This window comes from Roseovarius gaetbuli (assembly GCF_900172365.1).
GTDB classification, from domain to species: Bacteria; Pseudomonadota; Alphaproteobacteria; order Rhodobacterales; family Rhodobacteraceae; genus Roseovarius; species Roseovarius gaetbuli.
Map to the genome: position 1 here is coordinate 1 of NZ_FWFJ01000021.1, position 18,777 is coordinate 18,777.

Annotated in this window: 19 protein-coding genes; 4 read left to right on the top strand and 15 right to left on the bottom strand. The window is 61.5% G+C overall.

Annotated elements, in window-relative coordinates:
* Positions 1–856: 856 nt before the first annotated feature.
* Both ROG8370_RS11325 and ROG8370_RS11330 read right to left on the bottom strand, forming a co-directional pair.
* Positions 857–1,186: a DUF8846 family protein gene (locus ROG8370_RS11325; RefSeq protein ID WP_085827195.1), complete on the bottom strand. Its 330-nt coding sequence runs from the start codon at positions 1,184–1,186 to the stop codon at positions 857–859.
* Between the two features lie 61 nt (positions 1,187–1,247).
* Entirely contained in the window at positions 1,248–2,324 is a 1,077-nt protein-coding gene (locus tag ROG8370_RS11330) for a hypothetical protein (protein WP_085827196.1), read from the bottom strand.
* Positions 2,325–2,474: 150 nt separating this feature from the next.
* Between ROG8370_RS11330 and ROG8370_RS11335 the strand changes: the two genes are divergently transcribed.
* Positions 2,475–2,873: a rhodanese-like domain-containing protein gene (locus tag ROG8370_RS11335; RefSeq protein WP_085827197.1), complete on the top strand. Its 399-nt coding sequence runs from the start codon at positions 2,475–2,477 to the stop codon at positions 2,871–2,873.
* Positions 2,874–2,889: 16 nt separating this feature from the next.
* Here the strand turns inward: ROG8370_RS11335 and ROG8370_RS11340 are convergent, their stop codons facing one another.
* The 11 genes from ROG8370_RS11340 to ROG8370_RS11390 all read right to left on the bottom strand — a co-directional run bounded on the left by ROG8370_RS11340 (position 2,890) and on the right by ROG8370_RS11390 (position 14,801).
* Positions 2,890–3,564, bottom strand: a complete 675-nt coding sequence (locus ROG8370_RS11340) for a DUF6639 family protein (protein WP_085827198.1) — start codon at positions 3,562–3,564, stop codon at positions 2,890–2,892.
* Positions 3,565–3,714: 150 nt separating this feature from the next.
* The gene (gene dapD / locus ROG8370_RS11345; RefSeq protein ID WP_085827279.1) at positions 3,715–4,542 is read right to left on the bottom strand and encodes a 2,3,4,5-tetrahydropyridine-2,6-dicarboxylate N-succinyltransferase; all 828 of its coding nucleotides are present in this window, start codon (positions 4,540–4,542) and stop codon (positions 3,715–3,717) included.
* A 170-nt stretch (positions 4,543–4,712) separates the two neighbouring features.
* Positions 4,713–7,160, bottom strand: a complete 2,448-nt coding sequence (locus ROG8370_RS11350; protein WP_085827199.1) for a GcvT family protein — start codon at positions 7,158–7,160, stop codon at positions 4,713–4,715.
* Between the two features lie 110 nt (positions 7,161–7,270).
* The gene (locus ROG8370_RS11355) at positions 7,271–8,167 is read right to left on the bottom strand and encodes a homocysteine S-methyltransferase family protein (RefSeq protein WP_085827200.1); all 897 of its coding nucleotides are present in this window, start codon (positions 8,165–8,167) and stop codon (positions 7,271–7,273) included.
* A gap of 63 nt (positions 8,168–8,230) precedes the next feature.
* A complete protein-coding gene (locus ROG8370_RS11360) occupies positions 8,231–9,313 on the bottom strand; it encodes an alcohol dehydrogenase catalytic domain-containing protein (RefSeq protein ID WP_085827201.1) in 1,083 nt (360 codons plus the stop codon).
* Entirely contained in the window at positions 9,310–11,757 is a 2,448-nt protein-coding gene (locus tag ROG8370_RS11365; protein ID WP_085827202.1) for a GcvT family protein, read from the bottom strand. Before ROG8370_RS11365 ends, ROG8370_RS11360 begins: the two co-directional genes overlap by 4 nt.
* Before the next feature lie 14 nt (positions 11,758–11,771).
* A complete protein-coding gene (locus tag ROG8370_RS11370) occupies positions 11,772–12,143 on the bottom strand; it encodes a GFA family protein (RefSeq protein WP_085827203.1) in 372 nt (123 codons plus the stop codon).
* Positions 12,140–12,529 carry a GFA family protein gene (locus ROG8370_RS11375; RefSeq protein WP_085827204.1) on the bottom strand — a complete coding sequence of 130 codons (390 nt, stop codon included), beginning with the start codon at positions 12,527–12,529 and terminating at the stop codon, positions 12,140–12,142. Before ROG8370_RS11375 ends, ROG8370_RS11370 begins: the two co-directional genes overlap by 4 nt.
* The gene (locus ROG8370_RS11380) at positions 12,529–13,149 is read right to left on the bottom strand and encodes a LysE family translocator (RefSeq protein WP_085827205.1); all 621 of its coding nucleotides are present in this window, start codon (positions 13,147–13,149) and stop codon (positions 12,529–12,531) included. The genes ROG8370_RS11375 and ROG8370_RS11380 overlap by 1 nt, the downstream gene beginning before the upstream one ends.
* A gap of 11 nt (positions 13,150–13,160) precedes the next feature.
* Positions 13,161–13,733 (bottom strand): helix-turn-helix domain-containing protein, encoded by a 573-nt coding sequence (locus ROG8370_RS11385; protein ID WP_085827206.1) that lies wholly within the window; start codon positions 13,731–13,733, stop codon positions 13,161–13,163.
* Positions 13,734–13,874: 141 nt separating this feature from the next.
* Positions 13,875–14,801 (bottom strand): threonine/serine dehydratase, encoded by a 927-nt coding sequence (locus ROG8370_RS11390; protein ID WP_085827207.1) that lies wholly within the window; start codon positions 14,799–14,801, stop codon positions 13,875–13,877.
* Between the two features lie 80 nt (positions 14,802–14,881).
* On the opposite strand from ROG8370_RS11390, the gene ROG8370_RS11395 reads away from it, so the two are divergent.
* From ROG8370_RS11395 to ROG8370_RS11405, 3 genes are all read left to right on the top strand, one after another.
* The gene (locus tag ROG8370_RS11395; RefSeq protein WP_085827281.1) at positions 14,882–15,697 is read left to right on the top strand and encodes an LOG family protein; all 816 of its coding nucleotides are present in this window, start codon (positions 14,882–14,884) and stop codon (positions 15,695–15,697) included.
* 161 nt (positions 15,698–15,858) lie between these two features.
* A complete protein-coding gene (locus tag ROG8370_RS11400; protein WP_139838118.1) occupies positions 15,859–16,518 on the top strand; it encodes a hypothetical protein in 660 nt (219 codons plus the stop codon).
* An 88-nt stretch (positions 16,519–16,606) separates the two neighbouring features.
* Positions 16,607–17,290, top strand: a complete 684-nt coding sequence (locus ROG8370_RS11405; protein ID WP_085827209.1) for a hypothetical protein — start codon at positions 16,607–16,609, stop codon at positions 17,288–17,290.
* Here the strand turns inward: ROG8370_RS11405 and ROG8370_RS11410 are convergent.
* Both ROG8370_RS11410 and ROG8370_RS11415 read right to left on the bottom strand, forming a co-directional pair.
* A complete protein-coding gene (locus tag ROG8370_RS11410; protein WP_085827211.1) occupies positions 17,278–17,916 on the bottom strand; it encodes a TetR/AcrR family transcriptional regulator in 639 nt (212 codons plus the stop codon). The genes ROG8370_RS11405 and ROG8370_RS11410 overlap by 13 nt on opposite strands.
* Before the next feature lie 40 nt (positions 17,917–17,956).
* Positions 17,957–18,757: a DUF2145 domain-containing protein gene (locus tag ROG8370_RS11415; RefSeq protein WP_085827213.1), complete on the bottom strand. Its 801-nt coding sequence runs from the start codon at positions 18,755–18,757 to the stop codon at positions 17,957–17,959.
* Positions 18,758–18,777: the final 20 nt, after the last annotated feature.

Sequence of the window (18,777 nt, forward strand, 5' to 3'; positions counted from 1 at the left end):
CCTCCGCCAACGTCATCTCCTCGCGGATCGCCTCAAGCGCAACACGGGCTTTGAATTCGGGTGAATGGTTTTTGCGTTTCTTCATACCGGATCACTTCTTTCGTCATGCGATCCACCTTAACAACTGATCCGAAATTTCGCGACCACCTCTTACTAACCATGGTAATCAAACAGTGCCACCTTATTTTCAGCGCAGCTTACTCTGAATAAATTCGCTCGACGCAAGGCGATGCCATCGCAGAGGATGGCATAAAAAATCGGCCACGACACCACGGTTGCAAAGACGTTTTTTGCGTTTGAAATGTAAATCTGAGCTTGAGGTTATCAAATGCGCTAACTGCGCATAGCTGACCTTGGTGCGTGTCGCAGAAAATGCCTGCTTTCCGCCCTTTTGGCATGCGTCACGAATGGCCCTTAGCGGTCATTCGTGATGGCCACAGCACAGGACGCGAAAGGGCTCGCGGCGTCGCGTGTCTGCGCTGCAACGTATGGTCCCGAATTTCAGCGGGTCAGCTGCCTGAGTTGATAGAGCGCGATGCCAGAGGCAAGCACGGCCAGAGACAGCCAAACTCCTCCGGACTGCTCCAGATAGACGACCCCGGAGTCACTGTCCAAGCATCGGCCCAATTCATTGAGACAGCCGCGCCATTTGAAATGAGACAGCCGCGCCATTTGAAATGAGACTCGTAATACGCAAGGCCGAAAACTGCCGCCAATCCCGCAGACACACCAAAGACCGTTTTTCGAACCCCCTGCTTCATCGCCTTAGATTACAGGCCATCGCGGCAAGTTCAATTGTTGCGTGCTCCGCAAGCCTTCTCCGCGCCAAGGCGGCTCACGGCCTGCAAGCGCGCCCTTAGTCGAAGAACGGGGTGACCTGCGCGACGATAACCGCGTTTTCATCACGGGCGCGCTGCATCAGGTGGCGCTCTTCGTCGGTAATGTCGTGGCCTTCTTCTTCGCGCTCGGCCAGCGTGCCATAGCCCGACACGTCAAGCGGCGCGGTATCGGCCTGTTTCAGGATCGCCACCGTTTCACGCACCGCCTCGGCCTCGTCCACGCCGCTGGCATAGACCATAAGCGCCGCGCCGGTCGCCTTTTCGGGCAGGCCGTCACCGTCTTTGCGACCGATTTCCACCAACAGGGTATAGACTTGCTGACGCGATGGTTTTTGCTCTTTGCTCATCCGCCCGCCGTACCCCGCCGCGCGCGTCTTGACAAGCCATAGCGCTCAACCCGCCTGCCATTTAATCAAGCGTCACGCCAAGCCCGTTTTTCAGACCCGCCTTGCGACAGAGCGCATCAAGCCTTTTGAGATCGCCCTTGTAGACCCCTGGCAGGTCCGCCTTGGGGATCACCTTGTCGGTGACGATATCATAGGGCATGGTCCGCCCCAGAGAAGGTTTGAGAACCGTCGCGCACCAGCTCAGGGTCGGGGTGGCAAAGCTCTCGTGACACTGCCCGCACCCGGTATCCGTCAGGGCCACCTTGCCGTCATTCTCCCAGCCCTTCTGGCGCACCGGCACCGGGCCATAGCGTTTATCGGGGAACTCCGAGGCCCCCTCAAGGCTGGTGCCGGGAAAGGCGATGAACACGTTTTCGCCCCGGTGACAGCCCGTGCAATTCAGCGCCAGATCATCGCCACCGCGCAGATCCTCGGGCTTTTTGCCGCGCAACTCCGCCGGGGTCGTAAGCCGCTTGCCGGTCTTTTTGTCCTGCGCCGCCCAGAAACAGGCCTTTCCGGTGGCCTTGCTCTGGCAGATAAAGCCGATTTCCTGAATTTGCGTCCCGTCATCCTTGTTGAACCGCGGCAAGGCGATGCAGGTGCCCTTCTCGGTCTTGAACTGCCAGACCTGCACCGGGTTGTAATCCGGGGCATTGAAAATCTTGTCTTTTGGCAGATCCTTGAGCCGCTTCCATGGCGGCGCGGCAAGCGGCAATGGCGGAAAGATCGGCACCCCGGCATCGCGGCAACGCTTGGTATATCCAAGCGCAAGCGCGCCTTTGGGGGCGGGGTCGTCGCCCTCTTTCGCGCCCTCGCCCGCTGGCCTGTCGTCCTCGCCAATCTCATAGGTCACCGGCCCCGGCGGCGCGCCTTTCTCACGCTCGAAATAGGTGCGTATCTCGGCCTCGTTGAGGTCAAGAAGGCGAGAGTCCTCGTCGAAAAACCGCACATGAAATTCGCCCGCGACCCGAGAAATATTTTCCATATCGACCTCAAGCGAGGCTTGCGCGCTCGCCCCTGTCACGCCGGAGGCGCTGATGAGGCAAACAATTGAAATCTTTTTGTAAAAACGCAAAACAGAGCCGGATTTACCAAACATAATCCCACTCCTTTTCATCCTGAAATACCGCCGCAGCCTACCATGATTTGGCCTTTGCGACAACGCGCCCGCGACGGCACACTCAATGCTTTCCAATCCGGGCTTGCCCAACTAGGCTTGGCCACATCAGATCAAAAAGGGACTACGCGGATGAAACACATCAAGGATATGGTGGCCGAGGCTAACAAACTAGTGGATCACGCCCCCGCAACCGAACTGCTTGATCTGCACGGCCAAAGCGGCGTGACCTTTGTCGATCTGCGCGACCCGCGCGAGCTTGAGCGCGAGGGCATGATTCCCGGCGCTTTTCACTGTCCGCGCGGGATGCTTGAATTCTGGATCGACCCCGAAAGCCCCTATGCCAAGCCACAGTTCCAGACCGGCAACCGGTTTGTGTTCTACTGTGCCTCTGGCTGGCGCTCGGCGCTTTCGGCGCGCACCGCAAAGGATATGGGGCTTGAAAACGTAAGCCACGTCGAGGATGGGTTTTCAGGCTGGAAAAAGGCCGGTGGGCCGGTCGGTGACAAGCCGCAAAAACCTGCGCGCTAAATCCCGCGCTGCGCGCTCATTCGAACCGTTCGTAATCCAGCAGGACAGTCCCTTCAACGATTTGGCCGATAAATCCGCAGGGATCTTCGCGCTGCGTAAAATGCAGCCAGGATTTGCGCGCAAAGATGTCGGGCGCCATGAAATATATCATTTGGTTCAACTCGTCCCGCGAGATTTTACTGTCAAGATCGGCCCCTTTGAGGAACTGAAGCTGCGCCTCGGGGGACAGTGACCTGATCTGCATGACATAGGCCAAGTATTCATTCGCAATCAGGCAATTGTCGAACGGGCATGGCACATCCTTGATCGCCGCATGGGTCAGCTCGTGTACGAGGATGCTCTGGAAAAAGGCGTCATCGGGCAGATCTGCGTAAATACTTCCGGGCAAATGCTTTGCCTTCATTGCAGAGGGCGACAACAGCTCGATCCAGTCTTCGCCGCAATGATATTGCCCAAAGCAATTGGCCTCTAGGGTCTCGACAAGGTCGATGCGCAGGGGCCGCGTGATCGGCGGAACATTGCAGCTTTCAAACGTCTGTTTTGCCCGTGCCACAGCCGCACAGGTCAGCTGCGCGTCTTGCGGGCGTGCGCCATACACCGTGACGTCAGAGCCGTCGCAGGAAACAGGCCCGGCCTGTGCAGACCAGGACAGCAGCATCAGAACCGCGGTCGTCGCTTTTAGCGCATGCATTGATTTCCCCCTCTGTCAGAGCCAGCAAATCACATCGTTTGCCCCCCGGCCTTGAGATTTATCAGCCCCGCCCGATTTGGGCAAACGCCCCGCCACAAAAAAACGCCCCTCGTGAAAGGGGCGCTTTGGTTCGCGAAAATCCTGAAGGCTTCAATCGCGCAACAGCTCGTTGATCGAGGTTTTCGAGCGGGTCTGCGCATCGACCTTCTTGACGATCACGGCGCAATAGAGGTTGATACCGTTCTTGCTCGGCATCGAGCCGGCCACCACGACCGACCCTGCCGGCACTTCGCCATAGCTGACCTCACCGGTTTCGCGATCGACGATCTTGGTCGATTTGCCGATGAACACGCCCATGCCCAGAACCGAACCTTCGCGCACGATACAGCCCTCGACCACCTCGGAGCGCGCGCCGATAAAGCAGTTGTCCTCGATGATCGTCGGCCCCGCCTGCATCGGCTCTAGCACGCCACCGATTCCGACGCCGCCCGACAGGTGCACGTTCTTGCCGATCTGCGCGCAAGAGCCGACAGTGGCCCAGGTATCCACCATGGTGCCCTCATCCACATAGGCGCCGAGGTTCACAAAGGACGGCATCAAAACGACGCCCGGCGCGATAAAGGCCGATTTGCGCACGATACAGTTCGGAACCGCGCGAAAGCCGGCCGTTTTCCACTGGTTGTCGCCCCAGCCCTTGAACTTGCTGTCGACCTTGTCCCACCAGCCGCCGCCCTGCGGACCGTTGTCGTGGATTTCCATATCCTTGATGCGGAAGCCAAGCAGAACCGCCTTCTTGGCCCATTGATTGACATGCCAGTCGCCATTTGCCTGGCGCTCGGCCACGCGCAGCTTGCCACTGTCGAGCGCGTTCAACGTGGCCTCGATCGCCTCGCGGGTTTCACCTCCGGTGCTTGTGGTGATGGTGTCGCGCGCCTCCCAGGCGGCTTCGATGGCAGTTTCGAGTTGTGCGTTCGACATGGTCTTATCCTCGGGTTCAACAATCAGGTTGCCCTCGGCTATATGCGCAAGCCGGGACAGGATCAATCCGCCTGCATGCAAATGCGCATTGTATACCTGCGCATTCACCGTTCCAGAAATACTCCCGCCGGAGGCATGACACGCGCGCCGCCATACCCCCGGCCCGTGGCTCAGACCTTTACCCGCTCCGAGCGCGGATCATACATCGGCCTAAGGCTCGCCTCGGCGCGCACCCGCGTGCCCGCCACGTCGATCTCATAGCTCGACGCAAGCACATCCGCCGCGCTCTCGCCCGCACAGGGCACATAGCCAAGTCCTATGGCGCCGCCAAGGTGATGGCCATAGGCGCCCGAGCTCAGATAGCCGACGATCTTGCCGTCGCGCAAAACCGGCTCGTTGTGGTAAAGCATCGGGTCGGGGTCGCTCAGGCGGAACTGCACAAGGCGGCGCTCTAGACCCGCCTCGCGCTTGCGCAGCACCGCGTCGCGACCGATGAAATCGGGCTTGTCGGTCTTGACCGTAAAACCAAGCCCGGCCTCAAGCACATGATCCTCGCAGGTGATGTCGTGGCCGAAATGGCGAAAGCCCTTTTCGATCCGGCAACTGTCCATCATGTGCATGCCGCAGAGCTTGAGCCCGTGATCCTGCCCGGCCTCAAACAGCGTCTCGAAGGCATGGCTGGCCATGTCGGCGCCGACATAGATTTCCCATCCCAGCTCGCCCACATAAGACACCCGGTGCACCCGCGCGAGGCCGAGGCCAAGCTCGATGTCCTGCGCGGTGCCAAAGGGGTTGGTGGCATTGCTGAAATCATTGGGTGAGACCGCGTTGAGCAGATCGCGCGCCTTGGGGCCCATCACCGCCAAAACGCCCTCGCCCGCCGTCACGTCGGTGATCACCACCGCGCGCTCGCCAAGATGACGGCGCAGCCATGTTTCATCCGCCAGCCGCGTCGCCGCCGGGGTGACCACAAGATAGGCGGTCTCCGTGAGCCGGGTCACGGTGACATCGGCCTCGATCCCGCCGCGCGCATTCAGGAATTGCGTATAGACGATCCGCCCCACCGGCACCGACATCTCGGCGCCACAGACGTGGTTGAGAAAGCCCTCGGCGTCGCGCCCCTCGACGCGCAGCTTGCCGAAGGAGGACATGTCATACATCCCCACCTCGCTGCGGATCGCGCGGTGCTCGGCGGCGGTGTTGTCAAACCAGTTCTGGCGCTTCCAGGAATAGGCGTACTCGCGCTCCTGACCGGGATTGGCGAACCAATTGGCGCGCTCCCATCCGGCAAGTTCGCCCATCACCGCGCCTTGATCGAGAAGCTGGGCGTGAAACGGCGTGCGCCGCACACCGCGCGCGGTGGCCTTTTGGCGATAGGGGAAGTGATCGGCGTAAAGCAGCCCCAGCGTTTCCGTGGAGCGCTCAAAGAGATAGCGCTTGTTGCCCTGAAACGGCTGCATCCGGGAAATATCGACATCGCCTAGGTCAAACGGTTTCGCGCCATCCTCCATCCATTGCGCAAGCGCCATGCCGGCCCCGCCAGCCGATTGAATGCCGATCGAATTGAACCCGGCCGCGACCCAGACGTTGTCCATCTCGGGGGCAATGCCAAGGTGATAGGCATCGTCGGGGGTAAAGCTTTCGGGGCCATTGAAGAAGGTATGAATGCCAGCCTCGCCGAGCATCGGCATGCGGTTCACCGCCCATTCAAGGATCGGCTCAAAGTGGTCGAAATCCTCAGGCAGCTGGTCAAACTCAAAGCTCTCGGGAATGCCCGCCATGCCCCAGGGCTTGGCGGTCGGCTCGAACGCGCCAAGCATCATCTTGCCCGCGTCCTCCTTGTAATAGGCGCATTCATCGGGCACCCGCAGCACCGGCAATTGGGTCAACCCGGCAATCGGTTCGCTGACGATATAGAAATGCTCGCAGGCCTGAAGCGGCACGTTGGTGCCCGCCATCCGGCCCACCTCGTGGCCCCACATGCCCGCGCAATTGACGACCATTTCGGCCTCGATATGGCCCGCGCTGCCGTCTTCTGCGGCCCAGTCAACGCCGGTCACCCGGCGGCCCTTGCGCGCAAGCCCGGTAACCTTGACACGCTCCTTGATCAGGGCGCCGCGCATCCGCGCGCCCTTGGCCAGGGCCAGCGCGATATTGGCCGGATCGCCCTGCCCGTCCTTGTCGAGGTAAACCCCCGCAACCACGTCATCGGTGTTGAGATGGGGGTATTTCGCCTTGACCTCGGTGGGGCTGATTTCCTCGACATCGACACCAAAGGCGCGCGCCATGGCGGCAGAGCGAAAGATTTCCTCGCGGCGTTCTTCGGTCAGGGCGACGGTTATCGAGCCGACTCGCTTGAAGCCGGTGGCAACGCCGGTTTCCTCCTCCAGCGCGCCGTAGAGTTCCTGGCTGTATTTCGCCAGTTTGGTCATGTTCGCGGTCGCGCGCAGCTGTGCGATGAGGCCTGCCGCGTGCCATGTGGTGCCCGAGGTCAGCTGCTTGCGTTCGAGCAGGACAACATCCTGCCAGCCAAGCTTGGTCAGGTGATAGGCCACCGAACAGCCCACCACACCACCGCCAATGATGACCACACGGGCCTTTTGGGGAATGTCAGTCATAGTCAGCCTCGCGTTATGAAGTGAGGGGTTTCGGACGCTTGCGCGTCCGACCGGCGCGAGGGGCTGCGCCCCTCGCGATTGAGTATTTGAACCAAGAAGAAGGGCGCAGGTCAGACAATCGTGTGGCCCGCCCCGGTGATGCGTCGCGCCAGTTCGGCGATGTGATCGGGGCCGACCTCGCAGCAGCCGCCCAAGATCGAGGCGCCCTGAGCAAGCCAGCCCATGGCGATATCGGCGTAGGCGGCGGGGGTCATCTCGGGGCGCTGTTCGAGGGCATCGACGGTCGGGGCGTCTTTGAGAAATCCGTCGGTGATACGGGTGAAGCCGTTGGCATAGGCACCGAAGGGTTTGCCAAAACCGGCTATGATATCAAGCGCGGGGGCGACCGCCTCGGGGCGGGTGCAGTTGATCAGCACGGTATCCGGCGCGTGCCGCGCCACCACCGGGGCAAGATCGCCAAGCGGTTCGCCCGAGCGCAGGCGCGTGCCGTCTTCGTCCATGACCGTCGCCGCGAGCCAGACCGGCATCCCCTGGCCGGTGGCCGCGCGCAAAGCGCCTTCGGCCTGATCGACGGAGGACATGGTTTCAAGCAGCAGGAGATCGACCCGCCCGGCAAGCGCCTGCACTGTCTCGGCGTAGAGCAATGCGGCCTTATCGGCAGGCGGGCAGATGTCGGGGCGGTAGGACGCGATCAGCGGCCCAATCGCGCCCGCCACCCGGCCACTGCCATGGGCGTCACGCGCCGCGCAGGCCGCGGTGATCGCGGCATCCATCAGCGCGCCAAGCTTGTCTTCCTGACCAACCCGCGCCAGCCGGTCGCGCAGCACCGCATAGGTATTGGTCGTGGCCACGCTGGCACCGGCGGCAAAGTAGGCGTCATGCACCTCGCGCACCAGATCGGGGTGCTCGATCATCACCTGCGTAGACCAGAGCGGCGTGGCCCGGTCGCCTGAGCGTTTGACGAGTTCCTGTCCGATAGATCCGTCCAGAAGGGTGATTGCGGTCATGGGAAAATCTCCGAGAATTTCTGTTCGTTGGGCGCCATCATGTCGCTCAGTGCTTTGACGTTATCATTCAGCGGCATCCGATACCTCGGCCGGGGGCAGCAAGACAAGCTTGCCGACATAACGTTTGCTCTGAAAATCGGCCTGCGCCGCGCCAATTTCGGTCATCGGATAGGTCTTTGACACCAAGGGGCGTAACTGACCGGCATTCACGCGGGCAATCAGGTCGGCGAAGACCGCGGGCGGCTGGAAGGTACAGCCGTGGATGGTGATGTCGCGCAGGTAGATGCGGCGCAGGTCGGCCGTCACCATCGCCCCGCCAATCGCCCCCGCCACCGCGTAATGCCCGCCCGGTTTGAGCGCCTCTATCAGGGCGGGCCAGATGTCGCCCGCGACCACGTCGATCACGCAATCAAACCGGTTTTCGGGGATCGGCGCACCGCGCTCGATCACCGTTGCGGCACCCTGATCGCGCACCGTTTGCGCCTTGCTGGCCGAGGCGATGCCGGTCACCTCTGCGCCCATTTTTGCGGCCAGTTGCACCGCCGCCAGACCCACCCCGCCCGAGGCGCCGGTGACCAGAACCTGCATGCCAGAGGCAACACCCGCGCGATGCAAAAGCCCCGCCGCAGTGCCGAAGGCGCAAGGTATGGCCGCGATTTCAACGTCGCTCAGCGGCGATCCGGTCACGTCATAAAGATCACGCGCGAAGACCAGACAGTACTCGGCAAAGGCCCCGTCATATTCCGAGCCGAGCGCGATAAAGCCGACCGGATTGTCGGCGTTGGGCCGCGGTTGGTTGATCGGGCAGGTCACCCGCTGGCCGGGTTCGAATTGCGTCACATCCGGCCCCACGGCCACAACCCGGCCGCACAGATCACCGCCCTGTATCAGTGGAAAGGTCAGCGCCCCGGACCAGCCACCGGCCTTGACCTCATCGTCGGTCTCCTCGGTGGCGCCGGTCACCTCGGGGGCGTACCAGCCGACGCGGGTGTTGATATCGGTGTTATTCACCCCCGCCGCCAGCACCTTGACCAGAACCTGCCCCGCCCCCGGCACCGGCACCGAGAGATCATCACGCCATTCCAGCGCCTCTGGCCCGCCGTGGCGGGTCAGGGTCACGCCAGACATGGTGGCGGGCAGGGTCATGCCCTTAGCCGCGCATTTTCGGGGTCCCAAAGCGGCGCGTCGGGTTGCACCACGGCGCGGCAACGCTCGCCATAGATCTCGACCTCGACCTCGGTGCCCGGCACAGCGAGATCGGCACGGATCATCGCCAAAGCAACCGAGGCGTTCACCCGATATCCCCAGGCGCCGCTGGTGGTTTCGCCGACGATCTCTCCACCCTGCCAGAGCGTCGACATATAGGGCGCATCGGCCTCTTTGGCGTCGACGACGAGGGTGACAAAGGCCTTTGTGCGGCCCGCCTGTTTCTCGGCCAGAAGCGCCGCCTTGCCGGTGAACTCCTGTGGCTTGTCGAATTTCACAAAGCGTTCAAGCCCGGCCTCGAGCATCGAATAATCGGTGCTGAGGTCGCCTTTCCACGCGCGATAGCCTTTTTCCATACGCAGAGAGTTGAGCGCGTACATCCCGAAGGGCTTTGCACCCGCCCCAAGCAGGGCGTCGTAGATCGCCGGGATCGCGGCGTTTTCTGCGTGCACCTCCCAGCCAAGTTCGCCGGTGAAACTGACCCGGACCAGAAAGGCCTTTTGCCCGGCCACGGTGCAATGCTGATGGGTGAGCCAGCCTTGCGACAGATCGGCATCCGTGAGACCCGCAAGCACCTCGCGGCTGGTCGGCCCGGCCACCAAAAGCGCGTCGCGCTCGGTGGTGGTTTCGCTCACCGTGACACCCTCGGGCACCGAGTTGCGCACCAATTCGCCGTCATGCCACTGCGCGGTGGCGGCGGTGATCAGCACGAAACTATCCTCGGCCAGACGGATGCAGGAAAACTCGGTCAGAACCCGACCGCGCGTGTCGGCCACATAGACTAGGTTCATCCGCCCCACGCGCGGCAAGCCACCGGTCACAAAGCCGCGCAGCCACTCGTCGGCGCCCTCGCCCGCAACCCAGAGCCGGGTAAAGCCCGGCAGATCGAGCACGCCACAGGCATCGCGCACCGCCTCGCATTCTTCGCGAATGCGCGCCTCCCAGGGGCCTTTGCGGTTCCAGGTCTGGGTGGCCTCTTCGCTGGTGTCATCACCGGGCTTGGCGAACCAGTTGGCCCGCTCCCAGCCGTTATAGGCCCCCATCACGCCGCCAAGATCCTTGACGCGGTCATGCACCGGCGACAGTTTGCGGTCGCGCCCGGCGGGCCATTCGTGCCAGGGGAAATGCATGGCGTATTCGTGGCCGTAGACCTCCAGCCCCTTGTCGACGCAATACTGGTGGTCGGTATAGTCGGTATAGCGGCGCGGGTCGCAGCTCCACATATCCCATTCGGTGACGCCATCGACGATCCATTCGGCCAGCACCTTGCCCGCACCGCCGCCCTGGGCGATGCCAAAGGTAAAGACGCAGGCCTCGAACGCGTTTTTCACGCCCGGCATCGGCCCCAGCAAGGGCATTCCGTCAGGCGCATAGGGGATCGGGCCGTTGATGATCTTGGAAATACCCGACTCCCCCAAGAGGGGCACCCGTTCCATCGCGTCGGTGACGATTTCCTCGATCCGATCAAGGTCTTCCTGCCAGAGCTGAAAGCTGAAATCGTCCGGCATAGGGTCGCTCGCGTCAGCCCAATGCGCCCTTCCCCGCGGCTCGTAGGGGCCGAGGTTGTAGCCGTGCTTTTCCTGCCGCAGATAGTACGAAACATCGACATCGCGCAACAGCGGCAACTTCTTGCCCGTCGCTTTGGTATGAGCCTCGACTTCGGGGATCTCCTCGGACAGCAGGTATTGGTGGCTCATCACCATCATCGGCACCGTCCGCCCGCCGTATGGCTTGAACCATTCGCCGACCCGCCCGGCATAATACCCGGCCGAATTCACGACATAATCGCAGTCGATATCGCCCTTCTCGGTGTGCACGATCCAGCTTCCGTCAGGCTTTTGCGTCACGCCGGTGGCAGGGCAAAAGCGCACCACCTTGGCGCCCATGTCGCGCGCGCCCTTGGCCAAGGCCTGGGTCACCTGCGCCGGATCAATATCGCCATCGTTGGGGTCATAAAGCGCGCCCTTAAGGTCATGGGTTTCGATGAACGGGTAGCGCTCCTTGATCTCCTCTGGGGTGAGGATATCCATGTTCATTCCCTGATGCAGCCCCATTCCCTTGGCACGCTCGAATTCCTGCATCCGTTCGCGGGAATGCGCCAGCCGGATTGATCCGGTCTGGTGGTAATTCATCGGGTAATCGACCTCTTCACCAAGGCGGGCATAAAGCTCGGTCGAATAGCGCTGCATGTTCATGACTGACCAGCTTGTCGAGAAGGTCGGCACATTGCCCGCCGCATGCCAGGTGCTGCCCGCCGTCAGCTCGTTCTTTTCCAGCAAGACGCAGTCGGTCCAGCCCTTCTTGGCCAGATGATACAGCGAAGAAGCGCCAACAACGCCCCCACCGATGATGACCACCCGTGCCTTGGTTGGTAAATCCGCCATTGGTACTCTCCCTGTCAGTCTTTTTGCGGCACGCCGTCCGCGATGTCGTAATAATCGCCCTTGTCGGCGACAAAGATGTGCTTCTCAATCGTTATGCCGGTGGGGTCATCGAGCGCGCCCAAGGCAAAGCTCATGGTGTCCTCGGCATGCGCCTTCCAGAACAGGAACGACCCGCAATTGGGGCAAAAGCCGCGCTTGGCCGTCGCGCTCGCCGCATACCATTTCACCGTTCCGGAAATACTCAAATCCGCCATGGCCACATAGGCCGACGCCCAGATATGCCCCGACTGCTTGCGGCATTGGCGACAATGGCAAACGCTGGCGCCTTGCGGCGTTGCATTGACCTTGAACGAGATATCGCCGCACAGGCATCGCCCCGTCGTCATCCCTCAAACTCCTGTTCCTGCGGCAAGCCATCGCCAATCCGGTAATAGTCGCCCTTTGAGCGCACCCAGACGTGTCGACCCAGCTTAAGTCCGGTCGGCTCATCAAGCGTCCCAAGAGCAATGGCAATCTCCCCGCCCTTGTCCGACCGCCAGAACAGGCTTGACCCGCAGGTCCGGCAAAACCCTCGCGATGCGCTGTCACTGGCGCGATACCAGGCAAGGCCCTCATCGTTTGCGAAAACCACATCCGCCTCGGGCGCATGTGCGGCGGCAAAATAGTGGCCTGATTGCTGGCGGCATTGCTTGCAATGGCAGGCCACCGGATCATTCAGGGCCGCACTGATGGAGAAGCTTACCGCGCCACAAAGACATGAACCGTGGTGCATTACACCCTCCCCGGCGTTGCGGCACTGCCCAGAAGGACGCCGTAGAGGATGAAGCACGCCGCAAGGCCGCGCCGCAGCCAGACGTTGAACACAGCGCCCAGCGCCGCGCGGCCAATCCCGGCACCAAGCGCCGTATAGGTGACATAGCTCAGGCAGGTGAGCGTCAGAGCCGTGGGAAATATCACCCACATCTGGCTTGTGATCGGCACATCGGCCTGGACAAACTGGCTAAAGGCGGCAAGGTACCCGGCCACCGATTTGGGGTTGATCGTGGCAATCGCGAAGGCGCGCCAATAGACCGATCCGCCGGGGCGCTCGTCGGCCCGCACAGGCCGCCTCGCCATGATCCAACCGCGAACTCCGAGATAGATCAGCACCCCCGCGCCCGCCAGTTTGGCCAGATGAAACGCCTCGGGCGAGGCCACGATAAGCGCCGTGATCCCCGCCGCCGACAGGCTCAGGAACAGCACCGCCTGCGTCAGGATCGCCAGCACCCCCCAAAGGGCGCGGCGAAACCCGATGGTCATGCCGTTGGTGATACAATTCACCGCATTCGGCCCCGGCGTGGTCACGAAGACCGCCCAGAACACCGCGAAAACAGTCCAGCTTTCCCAGTTCATCGCATCCCCCCTCAATAGACCGGCGGGGCGATGACCCAGATCGCCACAACAGGTTCATCATAAGGATTGGCCCAGGCATAGGGCTCGCCGCGAAAACGAAAACTATCGCCGGGGCCAACGCTAAAGCAGCGCTCTGCAATCGTAAGGTCAAGCCGCCCCGAGATGATATAACCGACCTCCTGCGTCGGGCGCTGTGCCGGGGTCTGCATCTTCGAGCGGGGGCGAAAGGTCGAGTGGATCACCTCAAAGTCGTCGGTCAGATCGGGCGACAACAATTCTTCGACAAGCCCCTCTTCGCCTGATCCCATCGGGCGGCGCGCGCCTGCGCGCACCACATATCCCTGCTCTTCGGCGGGTGCACTTGCATGACCGAACAAGAGCGACATCGGCACGCCAAGGGCCTCAGCAATCTGGCGCAGGTCGCTGATCGAGGGCTCGGACAGATCACGTTCCACCTGACTGAGCCAGCCAACCGAGCGGCCAAGCGTTTCGGCAAGATCGACAAGCGTCAGCCCGCGCGCCTTGCGCAACGCCCGAATATCGGCGCCAAGGCTTTGCGCCTGCCTGATTTCGCTTTGGTGCATAGCTTCCCGCTCGTGAAAAAAACTTGCCTAATTTCACGCTGCGCCGATTCCGTGAAATAATCAAATGAAATTTCACGCGCCCTGCACTTTCATCGTTCCAAAATACTCCCGCGCGGAGCGCATCCCGCCCCCTCCCCGCGCTCAGCCCTCACCAAAAGGATCGGGCGCTATGTTGCCGCCGCAGACAAGCACCGCCACCCGCTCGCCCGGCGCCGGGCGATAAGCGCCCGACATCAGCGCCGCCAAGGCCGTGGCTCCGGCCGGTTCCACCAGTTGGCGCATCTCGCGCCAAAGGGCGACCTGCGCGGCGGTGATCGCCGCATCGCTCACCAGAACGCTTTCGATCCCTTCGGCCCGCGCCAGATCGAAACAGATCTGCCCGATACGGCGCGCTCCAAGCGCATTGGCCGCCACGCCCGACACCTCGACATCCACCGGCGCCCCCGCGCTTAGCGCGGCGTGCAGCGCGCAGGATGTTTCCGGCTCGACCGCCACAACCCTGCGCCCCTTGCCAAGCCAGGCCAGCGCGCCGGCGATCAAGCCGCCGCCGCCCACGGCAATCAGCACCGTATCGGCCACAAGCCCCTGCTCTTCCCATTCGGCCATCACCGTGCCCTGCCCAATCACGGTGGTCTCGGCGTCATAAGGGTGCACCTGCATCGCGCCGGTTTCGGCCTGATAGAGCGCGGCGTGCTCTGCGGCCTCGCCGTAAGCACCGGGCACCACCACAAGGTCGGCGCCCTGCTCACGGATAAGGCCGATTTTGGCCGGGCCCGCGATGTCAGGCACATAGATCCGCGCCCTATGGCCAAGACGCGCCGCGCCGTAGGCCACCGCCGCGCCGTGATTGCCCCCCGAGGCCGCAACAAGCCCGGCCTCTGGCACCTCGGCACTCAGCAAGGTGTTGAACGCTCCACGCGCCTTGAAGCTGCCGGAGTGTTGCAGTTGCTCAAGTTTCATCTCAACCGGATAGGCCAGACCAAAGCCGTTCACCTGCACCACGGGCGTGCGCCGCACATGCGGTTTGATCCGCGCCATGGCCTTTGAAATTTCGCCCCGTCGTGTCATGCGTCACACCTCTGTCACTTCCCTTGCTCGCGCAAACCCTATACGCCTGAAACGAAAGACCCAAGCAAGGACAGCCCATGATGAAAGACGATCGCCTGAGCCAATTCCGTGATGCCCATTCTGACCGCTCCAGCGCCGAGCAGGTACCGGATACCGCCCAGACCCGTGCACCGGCCTACCGCCTTGCCTTTGCCGATCCCGACTTCATGTTGCGCGACGAATTGCGCCCGGTGCGGCTTCAGCTTGAGCTGCTCAAGCCCGAACTGATCCTGAATGAACGCGGCATCGAAAGCACCGTGGTGCTGTTTGGCGGCGCGCGAATTCCCGAGCCCGCCAATAAGGCCAGTGCCCGCACCGAAACCCTGGCTGACCTGTCGCGCTATTACGATGAGGCCCGCAAATTCGCCCGGTTGATCACCGAGAAATCCATGGCAACCTATGGCCGCGAACTGGTGGTGGCCACCGGCGGTGGCCCCGGCGTGATGGAAGCTGGCAATCGCGGCGCGGCGGATGCGGGCGGCGCGTCGATCGGGCTTAACATCGTACTGCCGCATGAACAGGCGCCCAATGAATACGTGACGCCGGGGCTGTGCTTCAACTTTCATTACTTCGCCATCCGCAAGATGCACTTCCTGATGCGCGCCAAGGCGATCTGTGTCTTTCCCGGCGGCTTTGGCACGCTGGACGAGACGTTCGAAGCCCTCACCCTTATTCAGACCGACCGGATGAACAAGGTGCCCTTCCTGCTGTTCGGCGAGGCGTTCTGGCGTTCGATCATCAACTGGGAAGCGCTTTCAGAGGCCGGCACGATAAGCGCCGAAGACCTGGAGCTTTTCCGCTTTGTCGAAACCGCAGAAGAGGCAATCGAGGCAATCGACACATGGCCAGCAAGTTAGGGGCCAGCGAGTCAGGGGCCGACAGGCCGGGAACTGGCGGGCAAATGGGCATCGGCCATCTTGCGCCCAGCCCCGGAAGGGCGGCATGATCGCTATTGATGCACCCGCGCCCCTCACCTATTGGAACCCCTGTTCGTCCAATCCGCATGAAAGACCTTGCGATGACCGTTGAAACCATCGACCGCATGCTAATGGCCCTGATTGCCGCGACGCTGGCGGCCACTGTCGTGATCGCCCTGATGTACCCGACCTATTTCCACATGGTGTTTGCCGCCGAGGACCGCCTTGTTGAAAACGGCACCGCGCTGTTTCTGCTGATTGCGAGCGGTGTTCTGGCCCGCAACGCCCTGAGCCTGCGCAGGCGCGGGCTCTGGCTGGCGACGGCGCTGACCGGGTTTTACGCCTTCCTGTTCTTCTTTGCCTCGGGCGAAGAGATTTCCTGGGGCCAGCGCATCTTCGACTGGCAGAGCGGCGATTTCTTTGCCGCGAACAATTACCAGGGTGAAACCAACCTGCACAACCTGATGGTCGGCGACATGCGTCTGGCGCGGGCGGTGTTCGGCGGGCCGCTGACCGTGGTGATCCTGCTCTATCTGGTGGTGTTTCCGCTTTTATATCCGCGCGTGCACTTTATCCGCTCCCTCGCCGACAGGTTTGCGGCGCCGGTGCCAGGGATGCGGCACGCGTTTTTCGCCGTCCTCGGCAGTGTGATCATCCTCTTGCTCGATGTGCCCCGCAAGTGGGAGGTTTACGAGCTTATTTTCGCGATCATGGCGACCTCGACCTTCCTGTTGCCGCAAAACCCGGACAAGACCCGCTAGCCATGACCGCCCAAACCCTTCATTCAGCGACGCACTCATGGCCCATCCCGGCCGCCCGTCGCCGTCTTCAGCCGAAAAGAGGTTACCCATGTTCCGCCTGAACGCGCCCTCGCGCCTTAGCGTTGCCGATAGTTTTCTCTTTGGCATGGCCAATGCCACCCTGCTTTTCACCATCATCTATTACATCACCGGGCTGCACGAACCCTTCCGCTTTGGCTTTGCCACCGAGGACGGGCCGGTGGAATGGGGCACGGCGATCTGCCTGTTCCTGTCGTCGGTGGTGCTGTTTCGCAATGCCTTTGTCCTCTGGGGCAAGCGCGGGGTGACGGTCGCGCTTTTGACCGGCTTTTACGGGTTGCTGTTCTTTTTTGCCTCGGGCGAGGAAATCTCCTGGGGGTTCCGGCTGTTCCATTGGCAGCCGAACGAATTTTTCCTGCAAAACAACGCCCAGCAGGAAACCAACCTGCACAACCTCGTGGTGGGCGATGTCAAGCTGGTGAAAACCGTCTTCGGCAGCGGCCTCACGGTGGTGATCATGCTCTATCTGCTGGTGATGCCGCTTTTGTACACGCGCCTTGGCTTTGTGCGCCGGATCGCCGATGCGGTTGCCGCGCCGGTGCCCGACACGCGGCATATGATTATGACCGTAGCGGCGACCGTAGTGATCCTGAGCGTGCAGATGATGACGAAATGGGAACCCTACGAGTTCATCTTCAGCCTGATGACCCTGTCGATCTTTCTCAAACCGCGCAACGCGGATCAGGTCACTTGAACGGGGCGGCGGCGCAGGTCTCCGGCGATTGGAAAAGTGTTAAGCCCCGCCTCAACCAGATCACCGATATAGGTGCGGGCAACCTCTGGGTTGATCGCCACGATGGTTGGCCGACACGCAAGCGACACCAATCCATGCACCGACGCCCATAACAGAAGAAAGAACTGTCGGTGCTGCTCCGATTTCGGATCGCCATCGCCCGCCCGGATCAGCATTTCCAGAAGCCCGAGCTGAAAGTCCTGAACCTTGCTATCGGGTGGCGCGTTCGATTTATACTCGAACAGCAACCACCACCGCTGTGGCTCTGCTGTGGCAAAATCAAAATATGCTTCGCCCAGGGCGACGACCCGCGACCGCCTGTCCTGTGGCGCGGTCTCTACCGCCGCGTGCAGTGTGTCCGCAAGCATCGCGGCGGATTTTGCGATGACGGCGCGAACCACCGCATCCAGATCTGCGAAGGCATTATAGAGCGAGCCGACAGAGACCTTGATATCCTTGGCAAGCCGACGCGCACTCAGCGCATTGATGCCTTCTTCAAGAACGATGCGCTCGGCAACCGTGGTTGCGCGTTCACGAATATCCGCAAGGTTACGGTCGCGTTTGGAAAGGCGGTCGGTTTGTGTCATGGCACGCTACTTGAGACAACTTTTCAACCAAGTCAATTTTTTAGAAACGCATAACCTTGTCAGGGGTGAACCGATAGACATCCTTAACCAGATTGTTTGCGGTCATGAACCGGGCGATTGACCCGAATGTGGCCGTCGCAACGCCAGAGCCGTGATCCGCAGTGGTGAGCGCTTGCGAGGCGGCCGGGGCCAGAAGCCGCTTCAATCCACCAAGGCGAATGGCCTGCGGCTTGAAATGGGCCTCTATGTTGGCTTTGATCTGGGGTACGCTTCTGGTGTTGTAAAGGCTGGCCATCAAGACATCGAGCGTGTGCTCGGTACAGTTCTGGAATTGGATGGAATTGGGATTGGCGAGCACCGAATAGTTCGCATTGTGCAAGGCGGCGTAAGTCGGGCTTGCAATCACCTTCAACAGCTTTTTCTGCAACCGCACATCAGGGATGATGATGCCTGCATCCAACTTGTGCGCGCCTGCAAAGAAATCCGCCGGGGTGTCCTGAACAAGGCGGCTCCGGGTTTTGTTGCCGTCCTCCTGGTAGAGGTTATAGACTTGATAACCCTGCCCGCGGCTTCCATCGCTGCGCGTGATTTTCGAAAAGACCCAATAGCTTACATGCGTGTATTGCACGCCGCGCGGCAAGACCCGCGGGTCGCGCCCCATCCGCGCCACGATGGCAACATGCGCACCACGCGCGGCAAGGTCCTGCTGAACACGATTTGAGAATTCCGCCACCTCGGCGGCCGGAAGGACAGCTTTTCCCGCTTCGCTGCTCCCGGCAAGTGCAAAGGATGGCAAGACAGCGACCAGCGCGATGAACATCAATGAAAAAAGACGGGCCATAAGGTTATCCTTTGAGTGGG